Here is a 19,671-nt window from a genome sequence, read left to right on the forward strand (position 1 = left end):
TGGCGACGGGCAAATTAATCGCTATGAAATCGATAGGCGGCGATGTTTGCCCGACACAGTGCAAACTCGCAAAGCCAGCAACAGCGAGATCATCCAGGCGAACACGCACACCGCAAGCGATGGCACCAGCCACCAAGGTCGATAGCGAAACTCAACTTCTCCCATTCCCTCTGGGACCGTCGTACTTTGCATCAACTCATCGTGCGATTGAACTGCAATCGGTTGCCAAGCTGCATCGTCATCAATGCGACAGCGTGCAGTCCAGTGCCCGTCTTGATAAACCGGACGGATGATCATTTGACCCTGCCGCGTCTCTTGCTTGATGGGTTGGTCGGCCCAGAATGCAACGTCAACCAATTGCAACGACTTGGCATCGACAACAGCACTCTTGTCATTGCTGTGGATAACGCCATCAACACGATATCGGTGGCGGATCTGTTTCCAATGCGAACGTCGCTGGCCAGGCAACATTGATTGAGAATCTATCTTTGCCGAATTCCAAAACACCGCCATCGATTTCGAATCGATCGACACCATGTTGTTCAAGACTGCGGCGTTGTGCGTTAGATGCCAGCGTCCAAACCACGACAAACGCTGACTCACTTCGACTTCGAGCAACCGATCTTCATCCGCCGATCGCTGCCAAATTTCAGGCCAACCTCCGTCCGCCTGCGTCCGCATCCAGCGATGGACACCATCGGGGCGTTCGACTGTTGCCGAACTCAGCAAACGGTCTTCACTCGCAACATTGACGGTATAGGTATTGCCGATGGCAACCATCGACAAATCAAGCAACGTGAGCAAACAAAACACTTCTGCGGTCTTTGCCCGTGTCCAATGACGAGCAGCAGACCACCGAACAAGGAATCGAATGGCCAAGAGCACAATCACCGAATGCACAATCGAAATTCGAATTTCCTTCAGCCCGCCAACGAAATCGAGCGGCCCCCAAAACACATCAAATGGCAATGGCGTCGCCGTGTGATTCGGCAGCCAAAACCATCCCAAATACAGAACCACGGTGAAGCCACTTGCGAGCACAATCGCGACGAGACGAAGTGAGAACTTCACGAACTTCCACCGCCCAGCATCCAACCACTGAGCCGATAGGATCGCGACGGCCAATGAGAAAAACGTCAACCATTTCGCGGGATACCTGAACGAGTCATAGCCTGGAAAAAACTGGTACAGCAACCAATATGGTCCACCCACGCTGCTGTCGACTTGGCTCATCACACCCGTGCTGGCTTGAATCCACCACACCAACCCAAAGTGGCCGCTAGCCAGTGCGAGTGACGCGATTGCGATTCCCAGCGGCGCATCGATTCGCTGGGAACGCAAACGCAGTAAACGGTCGAGCAACGCAATCGCAGCCAACATTCCAAGGTAGATCGATGGCGTCCAAACGCGTCCATCACCAGGAATCAATCGACTCAGTCGCCGATAAACCGGCAACATCGAACCATAGGCGTTGGGGGTGACCAATTCAGCGATGTGCCATGGCGGCAACGAATACTGTTGAGCCTGGTGTCGCTTGCCGCCCACGATGGGTGCCGTAAATCGTCTGGCTTCAAGATCCGGTGAAACGCGATCGCTTTGGTTGCTCCAAGACAGTGACGCGGCGAGCTGCGGTGCAGACAAGCACGCGGCAAGCATCGGCACTAGCATCAAAACAGCAAGACTCGCGGTTGTCACAGTCCGGCGTATCAGTCGCCAAATCATCACCGCGCTGCAAAGCATCATCGTGTGCAGCGCGGCCTGCGGATCACCGCCCAAGATCATCATTGCCATCGCCGATCCGCCGATGACGATCCTCTTCCCCCGGTCGTCACCACCGGATTTCAACAGCATCGCCATCACCAACGGCATCCACGCCGCGGCGACCAAATAGGGTGGGTTGGTGTACAGAAACCAGATGCTGCCCGACATCGGATACATGACGCCGGCCAGCATCGACGCAGGACGGCCAACCTTCATCGCTCGCGCGGCAACGACAGCCGTCAGCGATGCGATCACCAAATGAATCGCGACATACCAAGCCACCGCCAAACTGGCTGATGTCGGCAGCGAGAACAGCACGTACCGAACCGGATAAAAAACTGCAGTGGTGGTTTCACCAACCAATGGAATCCCCGTTTGATCCAGCGGATTCCACAGCGGTAACCACTCGTCGTGACAACGCTCGGCCACGTACTGGTACAGCGGAATGTAGAAGTGGCTGACGTCACGAAACGCCAATCGATCACGTCCCGATAGAACTCCACCGAGCAATAAGATGATGGCGACCGGAGTTGCCAACCAAAACAAAACGACATTCCGCCGAGTCATTTCGCAGTCGCTAGGCCGCGATCTCGAAACGCTATTGGGATCGGGTCGCATGTCTGACATTCAGCGAGTGTTAAGGAATCAGCGAGAAAAGAGTGTACGCCCCGAATCGCATTGCCAGTTGGCATCCAAGGATTGTGGATGTTTGCGACCATCGCTATTTGAGCATGATCAGCGTCGCAGCGGACCGTCAACAGTTTAAGAACTTGGCTCTTCCGCTGAATTCGTGCGTCCAATATGAATGAACGAGGCCGTCGACGATCTCGGCTTGGGCTCAGCAGTATGGAACCGCCCCTGCCACCCTGCCGTCGCGCCGTCCTTGGGCGCGATGCAGGGCGATTGCGCCACGATGGGTGTTTTGCGAAACTTGGTGAGACATCGCTTTGGGTTTGAGTGTTCGATGAGCGACCGGGTGATGCATCTTGCCCTGGAGTCATCGCCTTGGAACGTTCCGCCAGTCTCACCGAGCATCTTGGTACGGCCATTCCGAAACTGCTGCAAATGATTGAAGTTTCCGGAGCTTTGATCACGATCGACGCGATGGGATGTCAGACCGAAATTGCCGATCGGATCATCACCGAGAAAGCCGATTACTGCTTGGCCGTCAAAGGCAATCAGCCAACCTTGAACAAGGGACTCAAAGCGTTCTTCTTGAAGCACCTGGAAAACGACTTTGCCGATGTTGAAGTGCGAGAGTTTCAGAGTAACGAGAAGGGGCACGGACGAGAAGATTTTCGTTCGTACTACCTTTGCAAAGTGCCCTCAGAGTTGCCCGATGCAGCGCGTTGGCGTGGACTCAAAGCGATCGGGATTTCGATAAATAATACAACTCGCCGAAGTGGTGATAGCATCGACGTCCGCTACTACATTTTGAGCAAATATGTCTCGGGCAAACGGTTCGCCTCAGCGGTTCGTGACCACTGGGGCATCGAGAACAGTCTTCACTGGCAGTTGGATGTCACGTTCGGCGAAGACCAAAGCCGAATCCGAAAAGGTCACGCTGACGAGAACCTCAGTACGCTTCGCAGGACAGCCCTGAGTCTGCTCAAGCAAGAGAAAATGGCCAAGTGCGGAGTGAAGAACAAACGACTGAAATCCGGCTGGGCCTGCGACTACTTAGCAAAAGTCGTGTTCGCAGCATGACTTACGGTGCAATCGCCCTGGGAAGAATGGTCTCCTATTACGAGCACAGGATTGCCTTGCACACCATTTGATTGAACACTCGACAACGACCCGTACAACGACCCTCCATCTCCAATACCGTCCGACTACGATGACAATTGGCCCTATGAATAATCGCCCTTCACAAGCCGGAAGAGGAAATGTGGGTAGGAGCGAATAGCGCTTAATCCGCATCAAGCCGTTGCCTGCCCGCGGGTTTGCGTCGATTTGTAGTAACGGGCTTCATTTGCGATGAGTTTGGGCATCGAACCTCCCGAACACGCCATGCAAGGAAGTCCCCGTATTCCAGTTCTCGTTTCGCGTCCGAGTCTACGACGCACGTCAGTGCGGCGATCTCTACATCGCCTCAAGGATCTTGAAAGAGTCTATCGAGTCAGTCTCCGGCGAAGACTGGTGCGTACGGCATCGCTCGAGAGAAGCTCGACGAACCTTCGATGCATCGCTTGGTCGCGTCCAGTAGCAAAACGAACGAAAGGAAAAGCCCCGATCAACGGCTAGGGCACCGTGTCATCATCGCGGAAGGGGCACCGGTAGCGATGGCGGACACTCCCGAAAACCAAACCGGGTTCCGCCAACTGATTAGCCAAACACCGAGATGTCGCTTCCCAATTTTGCGCGTCGTGGCGATCTTTGCGTCGTCTACCGACGCCATTCTGGGAGATGGCGACGGGACGCTTCCAGATCGAACGCAGTCATGAGGCCAGCCAGTTTCGGACAATCGACCAAATCATCGAAGAAACCGGTGTGTTTTGCCGATCGGGCCTAAACTGGCTGGATCGAAACGGGACAAATGAAGCCATGGCAAATCGGTTTCGAGTCAGCCATGACCACGTGTCTGACATGCCGGCGGTGCTGGCCGTCATCAGCAACGCCGATGAACTTTGCGAAGGGCTGTTTCGCGCAACATGCGGTTGGCAACCGACCGGACCGTGATGAATCGCGTACACTCCAACGGAGACGGATGCAGTACAAGCTGACGCAGGAGCCAAGGCACGACGCCCAACCACGCGAGGCATCGGACTTCTGCAGAATCCGTCGTGCCGTTCGGGGCGGATACTTTGTTCGCAAGATCCTATCGCGATGGTGGTGCTGTGATCACACCGGCGCGTGATTGATTTCGCAGCGAATCAGCGCGTCCCATCACATTGTCGATCGGTTCAATCGTTTTCGGTACCAACTCAACATCGATGATTCGCTCGTCACGAATTTCGCCCGGCCAAAGCGTTTCGGCGATGAAGTCGATGCCGGGAAACTCGTACCACGGAGGTCGAATTTTGCGGCGGATCGTTTCGGTTCGATAGCCTTCTTTGGAGATGCGAAATTCGCGAGTTCCATAGTTGACGAAACTCGTGGCGGCGGGCGCCGTTCCGATCACTTGGTTGTCCACCGACACCGTCGCCCCCGGCGGGCTGGTCCGAACGGTCATCCGCCGGCGCACGCATCCAACGCTCGAAAGCGTCGTGACAGCGATCAAAATGATCGTCATTCGCGATACGGTGACAGACAAAAGCACGGCCTCGAACGGAAGTAAACCGTTCCCCAAAACAGTCGGAAACTTAGAACACAATCAGACTCGCGGCGCGAAACACCTTGCCGCTTGAATGTGTCGTTACCAAGTCGCCGGACACGACGGGTAGGCCGGTTTCTACTTTTTCAGTTTCACGATCGCATCGCGGACCGCCGCCTCGTCAATATCGCCCAGCAAATCGACCGCTCCGAGGCGCGTGGGCAGAATGAAACGCAGTTTCCCGTGCGCCACCTTTTTGTCTCGCATCATGACGGGCAACATGGCGTCCGGATCGGCATCGGCCCAAGTCGTCGGCAACCCACATGCCACGATCAGCTTGGTTTGGCGATCCAACAGCGTCGCGTCGCACATCCCTAGGTCGATCGCCAATTGAGCCGCCATTTGCATTCCAATCGCGACGGCTTCCCCGTGCAAAAACGTACCGTAACCGGCCGTCGACTCGATTGCGTGGGCAAACGTATGCCCGTAATTCAAGATTGCCCGGCGGCCACTGGTTTCACGCTCGTCTTCGCCGACGACACTGGCCTTGGATTGGCAACTGCGCGCGATCGCGTGCCGCAGCGCTTTGGGATCGCGAGCGACCAAGTCGCTGGCGTGCGATTCGAGATAGTCAAAAAATTCAGCGTCATCGATCACGCCATACTTGATCACTTCGGCCAACCCGCTCAGATAGCTGCGGTCCGGCAAGGTGCTTAGCACGGACGTATCGACCAACACTAGCGATGGTTGCCAAAAGGCGCCAACCATGTTTTTAGCGGTCGGCAGGTTGATCCCAGTCTTGCCACCCACGCTGCTGTCGACCATCGCCAACAGAGTCGTGGGGACTTGGACAAAGCGAATCCCACGGGCATACGACGCGGCTACATAACCCGCCAAGTCACCAATCACGCCGCCGCCAACCGCCACGATGACACTGCGGCGATCGCCTCCTTCGGCCGAAACCCATTGCAGCAAACGTTCGAACTCCGCAATCGACTTACTGGTCTCGCCTGATGCGACGCTAGTTTGGCTGACTCGAATTGCTCCCGCAGTTCCCCGTTCCGCACTTTCCAATGCCGCCGCCAACGGGTTGGCCCACGATTGCTCGACTGCCTGATCGGCGATCACCAACACGTGAGTCACGTCACCGAGTGACGCGATGATCGAGTCGGCAAAACCGCCAACGGCATCACTAGTGATCTCGATCCGATAGCTTCGGTCGGCCAGCGGAACATTGACGCACTCTGCTGCGGGCCCTTGCGACGACGTTACCATACGTATATCCCAATCCTGGTAGTTAATCGCACTACGGCGATGACAGCTAAAACCACACTGCGGCGATAACAAAATGCTCAGTGGTAAATATTCGTTCTTCACCGACAACTTAATCCATGACCGACCCATCGATCGATACCGCCGAAATGGCATCCGTTCCAATCGACGCGACCAAACGGAATGACCCTCGAGCCAAAGTCACCGGCCGTGGGATCGGAATCGGTGTTCTAGTTGCGGTTTTTGCGGTGGTTGGGGCTTGGGGCAGCATCAAAGCTCGGAAAACACAGTTGGGCGAAACGACTCGGTTTTGGGGCCCGAAAACCATCATGGCGTTGCAGCTTGGCGAGCGGATCGAGATCCGTCCGCGAGGCAACAGCGACTTCGAACCGGTTGATCTGACTTCGACGCCCGGACTTGGGCATCTTCGCCGAGCCCTTCTGGAGGAACGACACTTCGACTGGACCACGGAAACGGCATCCCCTGTCCTCGAAATGTGCGTCAACGCCAGTGACATCGAAAACGAACAGGTTGTAAAAGACGGTCCTTTCGCGGGAAAAAACCTACCGACCTGTCTGCAAATTCGAATTACCGATCCGACGGGGAAACGTTTTGAACCGGTCGAAATCGACCTCTCTCTCGTTGGGGGGTGGGCAGGTCCGAGCGATGGGTCCAAACGTGTTCAAACGACCGAGTGGGTACGTCCAAAGCTCTACAACTGGTTCGCAACGATCATGAATGTCCAGCAAACGCGTTACGACCTGCGCGAATAGTTCGCCATTTCCGGTTGGTCTTTGGAGTATCTAGGTCAGTTTGTCGCGTTGATAGGACATCGGATGGCTGGTTCCGCCGTTTTCGGAGGGATCTATGGAATCCGAACAACGCGAATTGAGCGAACCCCGGTTAGAATAAGGATTGCTCGATACGTCGTGCAGCCTTCTCTTTCAACCAACGATTGCCGCGAGCCCTTTTTATTCTATGGCAACACAATCCAATCCAGACCCGACGTCGAATCCATCCGTCAGTATTCCAATTCCCGCAAGCGAATACGAAGAAACGGTGGACGAGGAGGCAGTGATTCCTGGTCGACGATTTGGGTTCTTGCGTGACGCTCCAGCTTGGCTGGTCAGCATGTTGCTGCACGTGCTGATCTTGTTGGCATTGGGGTTGATCACGTTCACCGACCCGATCAAAGTCATCAATGTTTTGACGGCCAACAGCAACTCGGAAGAAGGCCCCGAAATCGAAGAGTTCACGATCGACGAAATCGAACCGGGGGAAGTAGCGGAAATGGAGGAGCCCTCCGATCCGATCGCAGAACTGACCGAACCGATGGAACTGGCTGAATCCGTCGATGTCGCGCCCATTGAAATGTCAGCAGTCGTGATGGACATGGGCGACTTGGCGGCCGAAATGGCACCGCCAACGATGAGCCTGCAATCGCTTACCACGATGACAAGCCAGCCGCTGAGCAGTCGATCCGAGGACATGAAGAAGAAACTGCTGCGCGACTACGGCGGCAATGAATCCAGTGAAGCCGCCGTGACCGAAGCCCTCAAATGGTTCTCACGTCACCAAATGCCGAACGGTGGTTGGACGTTCGCACACAACTTCGTTTGCAACGGTGCCTGCGGTGATCCGGGCGATGAAAACCGTGCCAAAGCGGTATCGGCGGCGACGGCGATGGCGTTGCTGCCTTTTCTGGGCGCCGGACAAACTCATCTTCAAGGCGACTTCAAAGACGTCGTTGGCCGTGGTCTGCAGTTTCTGATCCAATCAGGTAAGGCTGGTAAGGCCAATGGATTACCCGTGCTGGATTTGCGGACGGGCGGCGACATGTACTCACACGGGCTGGCTTCGATTGCGCTTTGCGAAGCTTATGCCATGACGGAAGACCCAATCCTGTTTGCGCCAGCGCAAGGCGCGATCAACTTCATCGTCGCGGCTCAGTGTCGCGACGGCGGTTGGCGTTACAAAGTCCAGGACCCACGCGGTGGTGACACCTCGGTCGCAGGCTGGCAGATCATGGCGCTTAAGAGCGGTTACATGGGGCACTTGTCTGTGCCGCCCATGACGATCCAACAATCGGTGGGTTTCCTCAATCGTGTGCAATCCAATAACGGATCGTCTTACGGATACGACAAGCCAGTGACTAAATTTCGCCACGGTACCACCGCCATCGGTCTGCTGTGCCGAATGTACACCGGATGGGACAAGACTCACCCTGGCATCGTTGAAGGTGTCAAATTGCTGTCCAAAGCCGGCGTCAAGAAAAACGATCTGTACTACAACTATTACGCAGCCCAAGTGCTGCGGCAATTTGGTGGGATCGAGTGGGAGAACTACAACATCGAACTGCGCGATTGGCTTGTTGCTGAACAGTCCCAAAAGTCAGGCGCGAAGGGCAGTTGGTTCATCAAAAGCTCGGTCCACGGCATGACCGAGGGTGGACGTTTGATGCAGACATCATTCGCCACGATGATCTTGGAAGTTTATTACCGGCACATGCCTCTTTACGCCGATGCCGCGTCCGAAGACGACTTCCCACTGTAAGCATCGCGGGAAGATAGCCCAGGGTGTGTGATCTGCGCCGCGCCGATGAGCTTCGGAATCGAACGACGTTCGGCTAAATACACTCCTTAGCGAACGCCATGCAGAACATGCTTGGCGGAAAGCCCTTAACTTTAAGTGCTGCCACTAATGTTCGCGCGAATGCTGCTGTGACATTTGCCTCGTCAACACACCAGTTCTTGATGAATTGTCGCTAAACGTGCAATCTGTCTCCGCATCGATAGCAGAAAGTTGCGTCGGAGCGTTGTCCCGAGACTTCGCAATGCGGACAAGGGGGTTCGTCAGGCGCATGAGTCTGTTGGATGATCTCAGCGCTAACAAATGTCGATGGCACAATGATCAGACTATATCCAAGTAAAATCAACGCGGCCGATATGAATTTGCCGAGCGTCGTGTGAGGAACAATGTCACCGTATCCGACAGTGGTCATCGTCACGATTGCCCAGTACATCGCTTGGGGAATTGACGTAAAACCATCAGCTCCTTCGACATGCTCAATGTGATACATCAGCGTGCCGCTTATCGTGACCGCGACGAGAACGACCGACAAGAAAACAACGATCTTGTTTCTCGCACGCCAAACCGCTGATGCCAACTCGTCTGCGTCGTCCATCATCCGCCACAGCTTCAGCACACGGAAAACACGCAGCAATCGAATTGCCCGCAGCGTCACGAACGACGCCGACGACGACGAACCTACTAATGGGATGATGTAACTTGGCAAGAAGCTTAGTAGATCAATGATCCCCCAAAAACTGAATGCATACTTCAGTGGTCGCCGCACCGTCATCAATCGCATGATGTACTCGGCTGTGAACAGAGCGGCCAATATCTGTTCAAAGAACTCAAATCGCGGCTTCCAAGCGACATACTCGGGCACCGTTTCGAGCGCCACCAGCGTGATGCTGGCAAGAATCGCAATCAACAAGGCGATGTCAAACCAACGCCCGGCATGCGAGTCGGCCTCGAAGATGATGTCGTGCCATTCCTGACGCCAACCTGGCTCTGCCGGTCGCTGAACATCACGGCGAAGCCTGGCGCGACTAGGATTGCCTGCCCCCGTTTTATTGGAGCCAGAAGTGGAGGGATTGTTCATATCGGAAAAATCAAAATCGGCGCGGATTCAAGAACTAGAACTTCCAACGATACTCCATCCGCGTGCCATAGACGTCTTCCAAACCACGACGCCAACCATACATCATGTCAAATCGCAGCAGACTCCAATTCGAAATCGGAAACTGATACCGAGTTCCCGTGGCGAACTGGTCGTCCGGTACCGCAGCGTTTTTGTCACCGTGCGGGGTCAAATAACTGACTTCCAGCAGCAATTGACGATTCAAATCGTCGCCAATCAAATCGACCCCCAAACTGGCGCCCGCAGTATCACTGGCCGTCGGATCCAGTGTTGCGAACCCATTTAACCCATCCGTGTCAAAATTGATCCCGGTGTTTCGCAGGATGCCGCCCGATCCACCGGCGCGGGCAACCGATTGAGGGCGATCCCATCCGACGAAAAAGTTCGCGTAAGGAACCACCGTCAGCGGTGCCGCGGTAATCCAACTGTTTTCAAATAGGAACAAAGCACCGTCGGCAGTCCGATCTTGCTTAGCCAAATCCTGCCCCGCATTAACGATCACTCGAATGCTATTGCTGATGCGATCAAAGTACCGCTTTGTAAAACTAGCGGTCACGTTGTGGTAGCTACGTGCGTCGTTGTTTCGGTCACGAACGTAGGCGTACCCTGTTTCGATGTATCCGCCGTAAGCTTCGATAAACCATGCCGTGCCAAAGGCTTGTGCAGCGTGTTCATCACCGGCAAAGGCGGCACTGTTGAGTTGATCAAAGACGGCAAAGAAGGTCGCGTCGTAATTGGACCACTTCAAGTATCGGTTGTTACGGGAAGGCAACGCAAATGCTGCTCCCGTAACCGCGTCTTCCATCCAGATGCCGTTCTGGAATAACAAGGGCACTAATCCCAGGGTAACGGGCAACTCGAACGGGGACGTTTGGCCTGTCGCACCGCCAATCATGGTCCCGATATCACCTTCGAAGAAAGCGGTGACTGGCGTAAAGTCGATCTCGTCACGAAACCGATAGTCTCCTGCTACTCGTTCGAATCGGGTGAACGCACCATTGTTGTCGATCGGACCGACGAATGAGTGGAACCGACTTGATTCGGTGATCTGCAAGTCCATGTCCAAATTCAATCGGTTAGCCCAATTGTCGGTCCGACCTGCGGCGTTTCGCCCTGAGGCGACGCCAGTACGGAAGTCGCCATACATGTAAAACTTGGGTCTCGCCAAATTGGTTTCCCCAAACCAATTGCGACCGCGTGGCGTGATTCCATCGCCATAGAAAATACGCCCCCATTCAACCCACGGATGTTGAGTCGGCACGTCGTGCTTAGCATCGTAGACCCATTGCTCGCGATCACCGTCATGGATCAATGAGGACTGCACCACCGGTGTTGGTGAGAAGTCGTTATAGAAAGGTGATTCAACGCAAGCCGTGATTGGCAGACAATCAGATGCGACCATTCGCACCGGAGTATCCAAGTCAGACGACGATCCATCACTTGCGGAATCAGATCTCTCAGACCTTGACTCGTCGGATACCAGATTCGCCCTTACCTTTGCCTCAAACCCTAGTAAATCGTACGCCGTTTCGGCCGGTTCAGTTTTTGCAGTCGCATTCGACGGCGTTACTAATTCAGGAAAAACCAAAAACGAAAACCCATCGGAATCGAACTGTAATTCACGTTTAGGCGCCGTCGGATCAGTCGCCGGCATTCGAAACGGTTTCACCGGCGTCTCGGTCAACACGACCACGCTGTCTGGTTCAACTGAAACCAACGGCATCCGAATCGGGCGCGGCTTTGTCAGTTCGTCGCCATGGACATCGGCCGCACCGCTGACGCCACCAAAAGTGATCGCAAACACTAGTGAAGCGATCGACAATGGGCGGCCTGAACCAGACGTCGCCAAACGCGAAACGAAGCGACGGCGACAATCAGATCGTGCGGCGAATTCGTTGATTGTAGGATGATTATTCACGGTTGGCGTTTTCACTTGACAATAAACGTGTGACTGCTGCTGCAAGTATCAATCATGTTTTCATTCATGCGGCGAATCATGTCAGGCGTCGCACCAATCTGCCGCATGAAATACATGGGTTCGGTGCGATTCCGCATTCGAACGCTCAACCGATAAGCACCCCGTTTTTGCATCGCCGAAGCGGGGATATGGAACTTTGGTTCGCGATGTCCAAGCGGCGCGATCGAGTGCGCTTCCATTCGGATCAACGGTGGATGATTCAGCACGCTGACGGGCACCGCACCGGGACGCAGGAACACGAGTTGGTCAAGACTGAAGTTCAGCGGCAATGCGGCTTCGCGATCAGTGCCTCGAACGTTGTTGATCAGGAACTTGGTCTGCAGGTTGAACAGGTCTTTATCCCGTGGAATTCGGTGCTTTGCGACTTCCACGGAGTGCATATCGGCTAAGTCCGCATTGCGATCGAGATATCCGGTTTCCCACACGCGTTTTCCGTCCGGATCGATCAAGACTGCGTTGAGCCAAAGCTGTGGTTGTGCTCCGAGCGAGCCTGTTGGCATGTTGTGCCCCTCGCTGACGTTGCTAACTCGGTAGCTGATCGTCATCGGACGCCCGGCACGCGGATTGTCAAGAAAGCGAGGCCCTTGGACTTTCAATCCGGCTTCCATCGTCATTACCGCCGCGCCGCGTTTTTCCTGGATCTTCGCTAGGTTATCGTCAATGACTTTTCGGCCATCTCGGCGATCATCCACGGTGTCCCAAGGTTTAGGAAACGTCTGTACTGCCGCGTAGTTGTTTTCAAATTCGTCGGTTCCCCATCCAGCTTCATAGTCGAAAAGCAGCCACTCGCGTGGTGAGTAAGCTTTAGCTTTGTGGTTGTGCGGGAAAATACCTGGGTGAGCGATTGAGTATCCAGGGCCCCACATGTTGTGATTGGATAGCTTGCGAGGTTCACCGTACGGCTTGTCACTTAGGATCGCGGCATGTCCATAGTCGTAACCCTCAGGTTTGCCAGGAACGGCTCCCATGTGACAGTCTTGGCAAGAGATACCTTTGGCCGCCGCTGGCCCGTGACGATACTGCGAATGAACCACTTCCAAAGCGATGCCCGGATGGACCGCGACTTGGTGACAAGACGCGCACACATCACTATTGGTCAGCGGTTCAAAGAAGTAACTTGATGCATGGATGTCTTGGCCGGGGCCGGTCTGTCCGGCGTGTGTTTTCAGCTTCAGGTCTTCTGCGTGGGAAACCGCGTCTGCGAGTCCATGACCATGACTTCCGCCACCGACGGGCGCGTGGATGTCACCAGGTTCGATTCGTCGGTCACCGTTGCTGCTGCGCCAATAGTGTTCGCGAATACGATGGCACGCGATGCAGGTGACGCCTTCACGGACGACGGCTGGTGCTTCCAAAATGCTTGCGGCGCGAGAAACCTTTAATTGGGTTCCAACCGGCGAGTGACAGCGGACACAGAACGAGCCTATGGTTCCGCGGGTGTAGTCGATCATCGCCTGTTCGAAACGCTGAAACATGGGCGAAACGTTTGCATACGCATGGCTACTCGATCGCCACTGATCGTATTGCCCAGGATGGCAGGCTCGGCAAGACTCGGCCGATGGATAGATGTCTTCCGTCCAAAGTCCTTCGTGCGGATCTTTCTTGGGGTCCGCTGCCTTCTTGATTGGTTCTTTAGCCCCCAGGCCAGCAAGCGGATCAGGGTCCGTCCCGGGTCCGCCACCCAAAGGGTCATCACCACCCAGCAAATCATCGCCACCACCCAGCAAGTCGTCGCCGCCGAGCAGATCATCCGATCCGGGCGAGGCGAGCAAAAGATTGTCTTCCCCGATGGCAACCACTGGTGGAAAGCATGCCAATGCGAGGACTAGTATCGTCGCCAATCGAGTCATCATTCTAAATCGCATCAGGTCTTCTGTGGGCGAAAACAAGGAAACCGAAAGACGAAGGCCTTCCCTGTCCATCCATCGACACGTTGCTACCCGAGCGACAGGATCTAACCGTACACTTAGAACAGGCTTTGCAATCGGAACTTCTTAACATTTGCAGTTTCACGACGATTTAGGTTTCGGCGAACAAACCGCAATGGACGAATCGACATGCTTTTGGCCGGCCATTGGTGCGGCGTATCGGAACGATGTCCCCCTGCCTTTGATGGCCGGTGCGACTATCATCTTCAGCTATGAATAGCGATGAAGACTACGATGAAGACGAGTTCGACGAAGACGACACAGGCGATGACGACTTTGACTACGACGCCTTTGTCGAAGACAACTTCGAATCGAAACTCACCAATACGGAAACGAAGCCTCTATGGCGTCTCGTTGCCGTCGTGCTATTGATTGCCGTGGTTGGTGCCGCAGTGCTTCAAGTGATGGCGATGATTTGAACGGCGAAGACAGAAACACAAAATTGGTGACCGTGGGAAACACGGATCCGATCGGGAAAATCGCTGCAAATCAGATGATCGCGGACGGTCGAATCCGATCGGTTTGGCATACCGACCAAACCGAGTCAACCAACTCCGTCGCCCTTGCCGACGCTCGCCGCCTCTTACCCGAACTTACCATACCGCGACTCTACATCGCCGATCGCCAAACCGCAGGCCGCGGTCGCCACGGACGAACTTGGCAAAGCGACGAAACTTCGTTGACGTTTTCGTTGCTACTAAACTGGAAGTTCCAGAACGACACTCCCTCGCGATTGCTTTCGATGGCCGTCGGAGTCGGTATCGCGCGAGCCATCGAGTTTGACTATGCTCCGATTCGAACGTCATTGAAGTGGCCCAACGACGTCTTGATCGGCGGCGGAAAGGTCGCTGGTATATTACTAGAAGCTAACGTGCTGACCAATCATGTGATCGCCGGTGTGGGAATCAATGTAGGTTCAGCGCCTGACCTTTCACAACAACCCGATGCCAATCCCACTCGCTCGATCTCGTCGGTGGTCCACCGCGAAGTCCATCGCTACCGCTGCATGCCTTCGATCGTCAATGCAGTGCTAGATACGATCGACGAACTTCGCCAAGGGGACGAATCTGAAATCATCCGCGAGTTCCGATCGCGGTGCCTATTGACCGGACAAATGATTTCGTTTGCAAGCGATGGCATCACTCATCAAGGCCGATGCCTAGGCGTCGACGCAACAGGATCGCTACGGGTTGAAACCAACGACACCATCCGATCGATTATCTCTGGCGAAGCAAGCTTGCTTCGAATCCAGCCCAAGCCCCAGCGTTAACCTAAGAGAGAAACCAATGCCCGATATGACTCGCCCCGTTGCACTAGTTACCGGTGGCGGAACGGGAGTCGGCCGAGCCTGCGTCCTGCAACTCGCTGACCAAGGTTACGATGTTGTTGTTAACTACTCTCGCAGTCAGGACGATGCCGAAGCGACGGCCAAAGAAGCATCGGCGAAAGGCGTTACCGCCATCACAGTTCAGTGCGACGTCGCCGATGACGTTTGCGTCCGAGCGATGATGGACCAGATCAAGACCCAGTTCGGCCGATTGGACGTCGTGATCAACAATGCTGCGATGACGCACTTCGTCCCCCACGACGACCTCGAAGGGCTAACCGAACCGATGTGGGATCGAATGCTGGGCGTTAATCTAAAAGGCCCGTTCTTTGTCACTCGCGCCGCCGCGGACATGCTGCGTCAAGGAAACGGCGGATCCGTGGTTAACGTCAGCTCGGTCGCCGCGCTGACCGGCATGGGATCGTCGATCGGATACTGTGCGGCCAAAGGGGGGCTTAATACGATGACCAAGTCATTCGCCCGGATCCTGGCGCCAGAAGTTCGCGTCAATTCAGTATGTCCAGGCCCAATCGACAGCCGATGGATTCGCGACGGGAACCCCGACTGGGATCTGAACGAAATGGTCACAAACTATCCAATTCCCAAAGCATCGCAGCCCAGCGACATCGCCGACGCAGTACTTTTCTTTGCCGTCCACAGCCAAATGGCCACTGGTCAGATCCTCAGCGTCGATGGCGGCCAGACACTTTGACAAGTCGCCAACGCAGCTTAGCCTCCGTTACAGAATTCTGGGGGGAAAATCCGCAACACTCGCTAGTCTCTGGGGTTAGACAGAGAGTAAAATGACTAGACGGACGCTGTTTACGTGCCCGATCTCCATGCCTCACTATGTAAAGAGACTCAGAATGAAGTTCAAAATGCTTGGCGCTATCGTTATGGCAGCAGTATTGGCAGCACCAGCGATCGCCGACGACGCAGATGGTGCCAAAAAGAAGAAGAAGGGTCAAAATCGCGGCCCATCCGCTTCCGCGCAAATCATCAAGCAGCTTGAATCGGTAAACCTGACAGAAGCTCAGACTGCGAAAATTAAAGAATTAGGCAAGGCAGCAGATGCTTCGATGAAGACCATCCGCGAAGAAGCTGGTTTGACGCCCGAGCTGATGAAGAAGCGCATGGAAGCTCAAAAGTCCGTTCGGGAAACCGGCAAGAAAGGTAAAGAAGCAGCCGAGGCCGTGAACGAAGCCGCAGGACTAACGGCTGAACAGTCCGCCGCATTCGCCAAGATGAACGAAGCTCGTACCACATTCCAAAAGAGTGTCGTCGCGCTACTGACGGACACTCAAAAAGAAGGGCTGCCAAAAGCGATGTTACGAACCGGCAAGCCAGCCGGTGAAAAAGGCAAGAAGAAGAAAGACGCTGCCTAAATCAACCGACAGAATAAAGTATCTTGTGATGACGCGAGCACCTCCGGTGTTGTTCGCGTCATTTTTTTTTGGCGACATGACGACGCCACTTTTTCCATTGAGCAAAGAGTCTCAGCAATGCGCGCTTCTGATTCGGCAAACTCGATCAATTTGCTGCCGGTTGGGGCTGACTTTGCGACCAACCAACTCGATCCGCATGATCCCAACTATGCCATCGACGTAATCCAGCGAGTCATTGACTTAGCCGTATCGCGCGACGCGTCCGATGTTCACCTGCAACCCCGTCCCGACGGCTGGGACCTTCTGTTTCGGATCGACGGCGTTCTCTCCTTAGTCCAGTCGATTCCTGGTGGCGGTGAAAGCGACCCCGTTAAACGCTTGATGGTGATGGCTGGCTTACCGACTTATCGCAGCGGGCAACCGATGGAAGGCCGACTTCGATTCGAAGGTGCCGATCATCCGCACGCCAATGTCTCCATACGGCTTGGTATCTATCCCACGATCCACGGGCCGCGAGCTGTCATTCGACTACTGCGGAAGAGCGATGCGTATGACTCGTTGAACGCAATCGGCCTCGCTGATGAGGTAACCCGAACGCTCCAGCAGCTCTGTAGCCAAACCGACGGGGCCGTCTTGATGTCGGGCCCCGCCGGCAGCGGAAAGACAACGACGATGTACGCCATGCTTCGTCATATCGCCGATGCGATTCCTCGGCGCAGTGTCGTGACGATCGAAGATCCGGTCGAGTCGATCATCCCCAATATTAGCCAAAGTGAACTGGACCCGGCGGGCGGCATGACCCTGGCATCAGCGCTCCGCAGCGCGGTTCGTCAGGACAGCGAAGTATTGTTGGTCAGTGAAATTCGCGACCCCGATACGGCCGAAGCCGCGATGCAGGCGTCCTTGACCGGGCACCTCATTTTTTCATCCCTTCACGGCACCGATGTCGCGGCATCGCTGCGCCGATTGATGCAACTCGGCGTGCCGCACTTTGTGATCCGCAGCGGTGTGCGCGCGATCCTTACCCAGCGACTACTGCGAAGGCGATGCCCCGACCACAAATCCGAGGATTGCCAAACATGCCTAGGAACCGGTTACCAAGGTCAGATCGCGATCGCTAGCTGCGTGCGATTCGACGGCACCGATCCGGTTGGAGAAGCCCTCTCAGATGCACTGACCGAGGGCGCGTCAACGGGCGTCATGCGCCGCGTCGCATCCGAATCGGGATACATCGATTTACACCGCCGTGCAAAGCAATGTGTTGAAGCGGGATTCACGGACGAATCGGAAATCTACCGTGTGCTGGGTTCCAATCCTGCAAAATGAAGCTGAATAAAGTCAAGTTTGAACAGCTTACAGATTGACCAGCAAGTCAAGCATTTCGGCAGCCGTCGAAATCACTCTTGATGATGCTTGGAACGCGCGTTGGTAGCTAATCATCTTGATCGACTCTTCGTCGATATTTACGCCAGTAATCGCCAAGTGCTGGCTTTGAAGCGTCGCGTAGAAATTCCGCAGGCCCTCACTCGAACTTCCTTGTAGGCTGATTTTCTGCCCCAGTCCAGACACTGAACGCTCGTACGTTTGACGAACCGACTGACCGCCTAGGTTATCAAGCGGCTTGTCGACCAGGTCAATCAAGTTGGTCAACGTGTTGGTGTCCTCGGAGATCCCATTCTCGCTGATCGCCAAAAAATCTGCGTTCTCTTTCAGAACTGAATTGACCGCAATGTCGCCACCATTTCGTCCTGTAAAGAATGTATTGATTCCAGCAGCCGCGACGAATCCGCTGGTGTCTTCACCAAAAACAAACTGAGCCGTTGGCGAATCCGACAGAATCTCGATACGACCTTCACGTGTCACATTAGCGGTCAGACCATCGATCGCGTTGATATCGGCAACAATCGACTGGACGGTCGAATCGGTCACCTGTCCGAGCATACGAACGTTAATACGGTGATCGCTAATCACTGCACCGCTTTCGTCCACTATGCTCATGTCGAACGTACCATTGCTTGGGGTCCATGCAAGGTCCGCATCAACAAGTGGCACGCCCGTGTTTGATTTGACCGTCGACAACAGACTGTCGTAACCGCGCCGCCCTTGACCTTGCGAGTGGACCTCGTTGACAGATCGAATCAACGAAGATGCCATCGCGTCGATGCTGTCGATGTAATCGCCAAAAACACTTCCAACCACTTCGTTAGTTGCACCCAACAATCCGCGAGTAGCAAGCAGCGGTGAATCCGTTTCAACGATCCGAATTTCGTTCGAACCTTTCTCGGAACTGTAAGCTGACTTGACTTCGCGGTAGTTGCCGTTGCTGACCAAATAGTCACCACCGACAAACACCGCGATCGATCCACTTTCTTGTTCCTGAAAGTTCAAGTTGACGTATTCAGATAACTCTTCGAGGTCGCGATAACGTTGATCACGGAGTCCCGTCGCGTCACTGTGCAGCACGCCCCCACCTTCGACCGTTGCGATTTCAAGGTTCAGTTTTGCAATGCTTTCAGTCAATCGATTGATGTCATTTGCAATCTGGTCTAAGTCGCCGTTCCAAAGCTCACGACGATCGATTGCCATATCGCGACTCTGGTTAATGTTATTGGCCAGAGTGTCAGCTTGCAGAATAACGAAGTCGCGAAGCGAACCGTCATTTGGCTGAGTCGAAAGCTCGTGCAGGGCATTGTTGAACAGAGTGAACTGCTGATTGAGCCCCTCGTTGTTCAGGTCGTTGGTCAATTCTTCGAGTTGCCCATACGCCTTGTCCAGCGCCTCGGAACCAGCTAGATCCGTCTTTGCGTTGAACATTCGCTCGGCAAGCTGTTGGTCAATGACCTGGACAATACCAGTAGGCCGAACTCCCGTGCCCTTGATCAGCCCGCCTTCACGAACGGCAACCGACGCGACTTGTTCGAGATTCTGGCGGATGTAGCCGGGCGTGTTCGCGTTAGCAATGTTGTTGCCAACCACTTGCAACCCAATCTGGGCCGCATTGAGAGCACCGGCGGATTGCTGAATGGTTCCGAACAGACTCATCGCGTTTCCCTGTGTCCCT

At 54.7% G+C, this 19,671-nt stretch carries 15 protein-coding genes and 1 pseudogene; 9 read left to right on the top strand and 7 right to left on the bottom strand.

Annotated elements, in window-relative coordinates:
* Window positions 1–21: 21 nt before the first annotated feature.
* Window positions 22–2,328, bottom strand: a complete 2,307-nt coding sequence (locus tag Poly59_RS06740) for a hypothetical protein (protein WP_222436052.1) — start codon at window positions 2,326–2,328, stop codon at window positions 22–24.
* Between the two features lie 474 nt (window positions 2,329–2,802).
* Here Poly59_RS06740 and Poly59_RS06745 point away from each other — a divergent pair.
* Together Poly59_RS06745 and Poly59_RS06750 are read left to right on the top strand one after the other, a co-directional pair.
* Window positions 2,803–3,468 (top strand): annotated as a pseudogene (locus Poly59_RS06745) (ISAs1 family transposase); the annotation flags it as partial.
* A gap of 669 nt (window positions 3,469–4,137) precedes the next feature.
* Entirely contained in the window at window positions 4,138–4,440 is a 303-nt protein-coding gene (locus Poly59_RS06750) for a hypothetical protein (RefSeq protein WP_146533363.1), read from the top strand.
* Window positions 4,441–4,579: 139 nt separating this feature from the next.
* Here the strand turns inward: Poly59_RS06750 and Poly59_RS06755 are convergent, their stop codons facing one another.
* Both Poly59_RS06755 and aroB read right to left on the bottom strand, forming a co-directional pair.
* Window positions 4,580–5,020, bottom strand: a complete 441-nt coding sequence (locus tag Poly59_RS06755) for a PEGA domain-containing protein (RefSeq protein ID WP_246151447.1) — start codon at window positions 5,018–5,020, stop codon at window positions 4,580–4,582.
* A gap of 132 nt (window positions 5,021–5,152) precedes the next feature.
* Window positions 5,153–6,289, bottom strand: a complete 1,137-nt coding sequence (gene aroB / locus Poly59_RS06760; RefSeq protein ID WP_146533365.1) for a 3-dehydroquinate synthase — start codon at window positions 6,287–6,289, stop codon at window positions 5,153–5,155.
* Between the two features lie 116 nt (window positions 6,290–6,405).
* Here aroB and Poly59_RS06765 point away from each other — a divergent pair, with 116 nt between their 5' ends.
* Complete coding sequence (locus Poly59_RS06765) at window positions 6,406–7,059, top strand: hypothetical protein (RefSeq protein WP_146533366.1); 654 nt, start codon at window positions 6,406–6,408, stop codon at window positions 7,057–7,059.
* Between the two features lie 205 nt (window positions 7,060–7,264).
* Complete coding sequence (locus Poly59_RS06770; RefSeq protein ID WP_246151448.1) at window positions 7,265–8,839, top strand: prenyltransferase/squalene oxidase repeat-containing protein; 1,575 nt, start codon at window positions 7,265–7,267, stop codon at window positions 8,837–8,839.
* 211 nt (window positions 8,840–9,050) lie between these two features.
* Here Poly59_RS06770 and Poly59_RS06775 read toward each other — a convergent pair whose 3' ends face one another.
* Genes Poly59_RS06775 through Poly59_RS06785 form a run of 3 tightly spaced genes read right to left on the bottom strand, consistent with a single transcriptional unit; the run spans window position 9,051 to window position 13,835 of the window.
* The gene (locus Poly59_RS06775) at window positions 9,051–9,953 is read right to left on the bottom strand and encodes an ion transporter (RefSeq protein WP_146533367.1); all 903 of its coding nucleotides are present in this window, start codon (window positions 9,951–9,953) and stop codon (window positions 9,051–9,053) included.
* Between the two features lie 34 nt (window positions 9,954–9,987).
* Entirely contained in the window at window positions 9,988–11,910 is a 1,923-nt protein-coding gene (locus Poly59_RS06780) for a hypothetical protein (protein WP_246151449.1), read from the bottom strand.
* An 11-nt stretch (window positions 11,911–11,921) separates the two neighbouring features.
* On the bottom strand, window positions 11,922–13,835 hold the full coding sequence (locus tag Poly59_RS06785) for a cytochrome c family protein (protein WP_246151450.1): 1,914 nt from the start codon (window positions 13,833–13,835) through the stop codon (window positions 11,922–11,924).
* 275 nt (window positions 13,836–14,110) lie between these two features.
* On the opposite strand from Poly59_RS06785, the gene Poly59_RS06790 reads away from it, so the two are divergent.
* The 5 genes from Poly59_RS06790 (at window position 14,111) to Poly59_RS06810 (ending at window position 17,936) form a co-directional block, all read left to right on the top strand.
* Entirely contained in the window at window positions 14,111–14,317 is a 207-nt protein-coding gene (locus Poly59_RS06790; RefSeq protein WP_146533369.1) for a hypothetical protein, read from the top strand.
* 26 nt (window positions 14,318–14,343) lie between these two features.
* Window positions 14,344–15,168, top strand: a complete 825-nt coding sequence (locus tag Poly59_RS06795; RefSeq protein ID WP_222436053.1) for a biotin--[acetyl-CoA-carboxylase] ligase — start codon at window positions 14,344–14,346, stop codon at window positions 15,166–15,168.
* 16 nt (window positions 15,169–15,184) lie between these two features.
* Complete coding sequence (locus Poly59_RS06800; protein ID WP_146533371.1) at window positions 15,185–15,937, top strand: SDR family NAD(P)-dependent oxidoreductase; 753 nt, start codon at window positions 15,185–15,187, stop codon at window positions 15,935–15,937.
* 154 nt (window positions 15,938–16,091) lie between these two features.
* Complete coding sequence (locus Poly59_RS06805) at window positions 16,092–16,610, top strand: Spy/CpxP family protein refolding chaperone (RefSeq protein WP_186776071.1); 519 nt, start codon at window positions 16,092–16,094, stop codon at window positions 16,608–16,610.
* Between the two features lie 117 nt (window positions 16,611–16,727).
* Entirely contained in the window at window positions 16,728–17,936 is a 1,209-nt protein-coding gene (locus Poly59_RS06810; protein WP_146533373.1) for a GspE/PulE family protein, read from the top strand.
* Between the two features lie 27 nt (window positions 17,937–17,963).
* On the opposite strand, the gene flgK is transcribed toward Poly59_RS06810, so the two are convergent.
* On the bottom strand, window positions 17,964–19,652 hold the full coding sequence (gene flgK / locus Poly59_RS06815; RefSeq protein ID WP_146533374.1) for a flagellar hook-associated protein FlgK: 1,689 nt from the start codon (window positions 19,650–19,652) through the stop codon (window positions 17,964–17,966).
* Window positions 19,653–19,671 lie beyond the last annotated feature (19 nt).

It is taken from the genome of Rubripirellula reticaptiva (assembly GCF_007860175.1).
Classification (GTDB): Bacteria; Planctomycetota; Planctomycetia; order Pirellulales; family Pirellulaceae; genus Rubripirellula; species Rubripirellula reticaptiva.

What these genes read in the sequence shown, in the direction of transcription:
- Poly59_RS06740 (WP_222436052.1), bottom strand. Translation starts at nt 2,328, where the DNA reads ATGACTCGGCGGAATGTCGTTTTGTTTTGGTTGGCAACTCCGGTCGCC.
- aroB (WP_146533365.1), bottom strand. Translation starts at nt 6,289, where the DNA reads ATGGTAACGTCGTCGCAAGGGCCCGCAGCAGAGTGCGTCAATGTTCCG.
- Poly59_RS06765 (WP_146533366.1), top strand. Translation starts at nt 6,406, where the DNA reads ATGACCGACCCATCGATCGATACCGCCGAAATGGCATCCGTTCCAATC.
- Poly59_RS06770 (WP_246151448.1), top strand. Translation starts at nt 7,265, where the DNA reads ATGGCAACACAATCCAATCCAGACCCGACGTCGAATCCATCCGTCAGT.
- Poly59_RS06775 (WP_146533367.1), bottom strand. Translation starts at nt 9,953, where the DNA reads ATGAACAATCCCTCCACTTCTGGCTCCAATAAAACGGGGGCAGGCAAT.
- Poly59_RS06785 (WP_246151450.1), bottom strand. Translation starts at nt 13,835, where the DNA reads ATGCGATTTAGAATGATGACTCGATTGGCGACGATACTAGTCCTCGCA.
- Poly59_RS06790 (WP_146533369.1), top strand. Translation starts at nt 14,111, where the DNA reads ATGAATAGCGATGAAGACTACGATGAAGACGAGTTCGACGAAGACGAC.
- Poly59_RS06800 (WP_146533371.1), top strand. Translation starts at nt 15,185, where the DNA reads ATGCCCGATATGACTCGCCCCGTTGCACTAGTTACCGGTGGCGGAACG.
- Poly59_RS06805 (WP_186776071.1), top strand. Translation starts at nt 16,092, where the DNA reads ATGAAGTTCAAAATGCTTGGCGCTATCGTTATGGCAGCAGTATTGGCA.
- Poly59_RS06810 (WP_146533373.1), top strand. Translation starts at nt 16,728, where the DNA reads ATGCGCGCTTCTGATTCGGCAAACTCGATCAATTTGCTGCCGGTTGGG.
- flgK (WP_146533374.1), bottom strand. Translation starts at nt 19,652, where the DNA reads ATGAGTCTGTTCGGAACCATTCAGCAATCCGCCGGTGCTCTCAATGCG.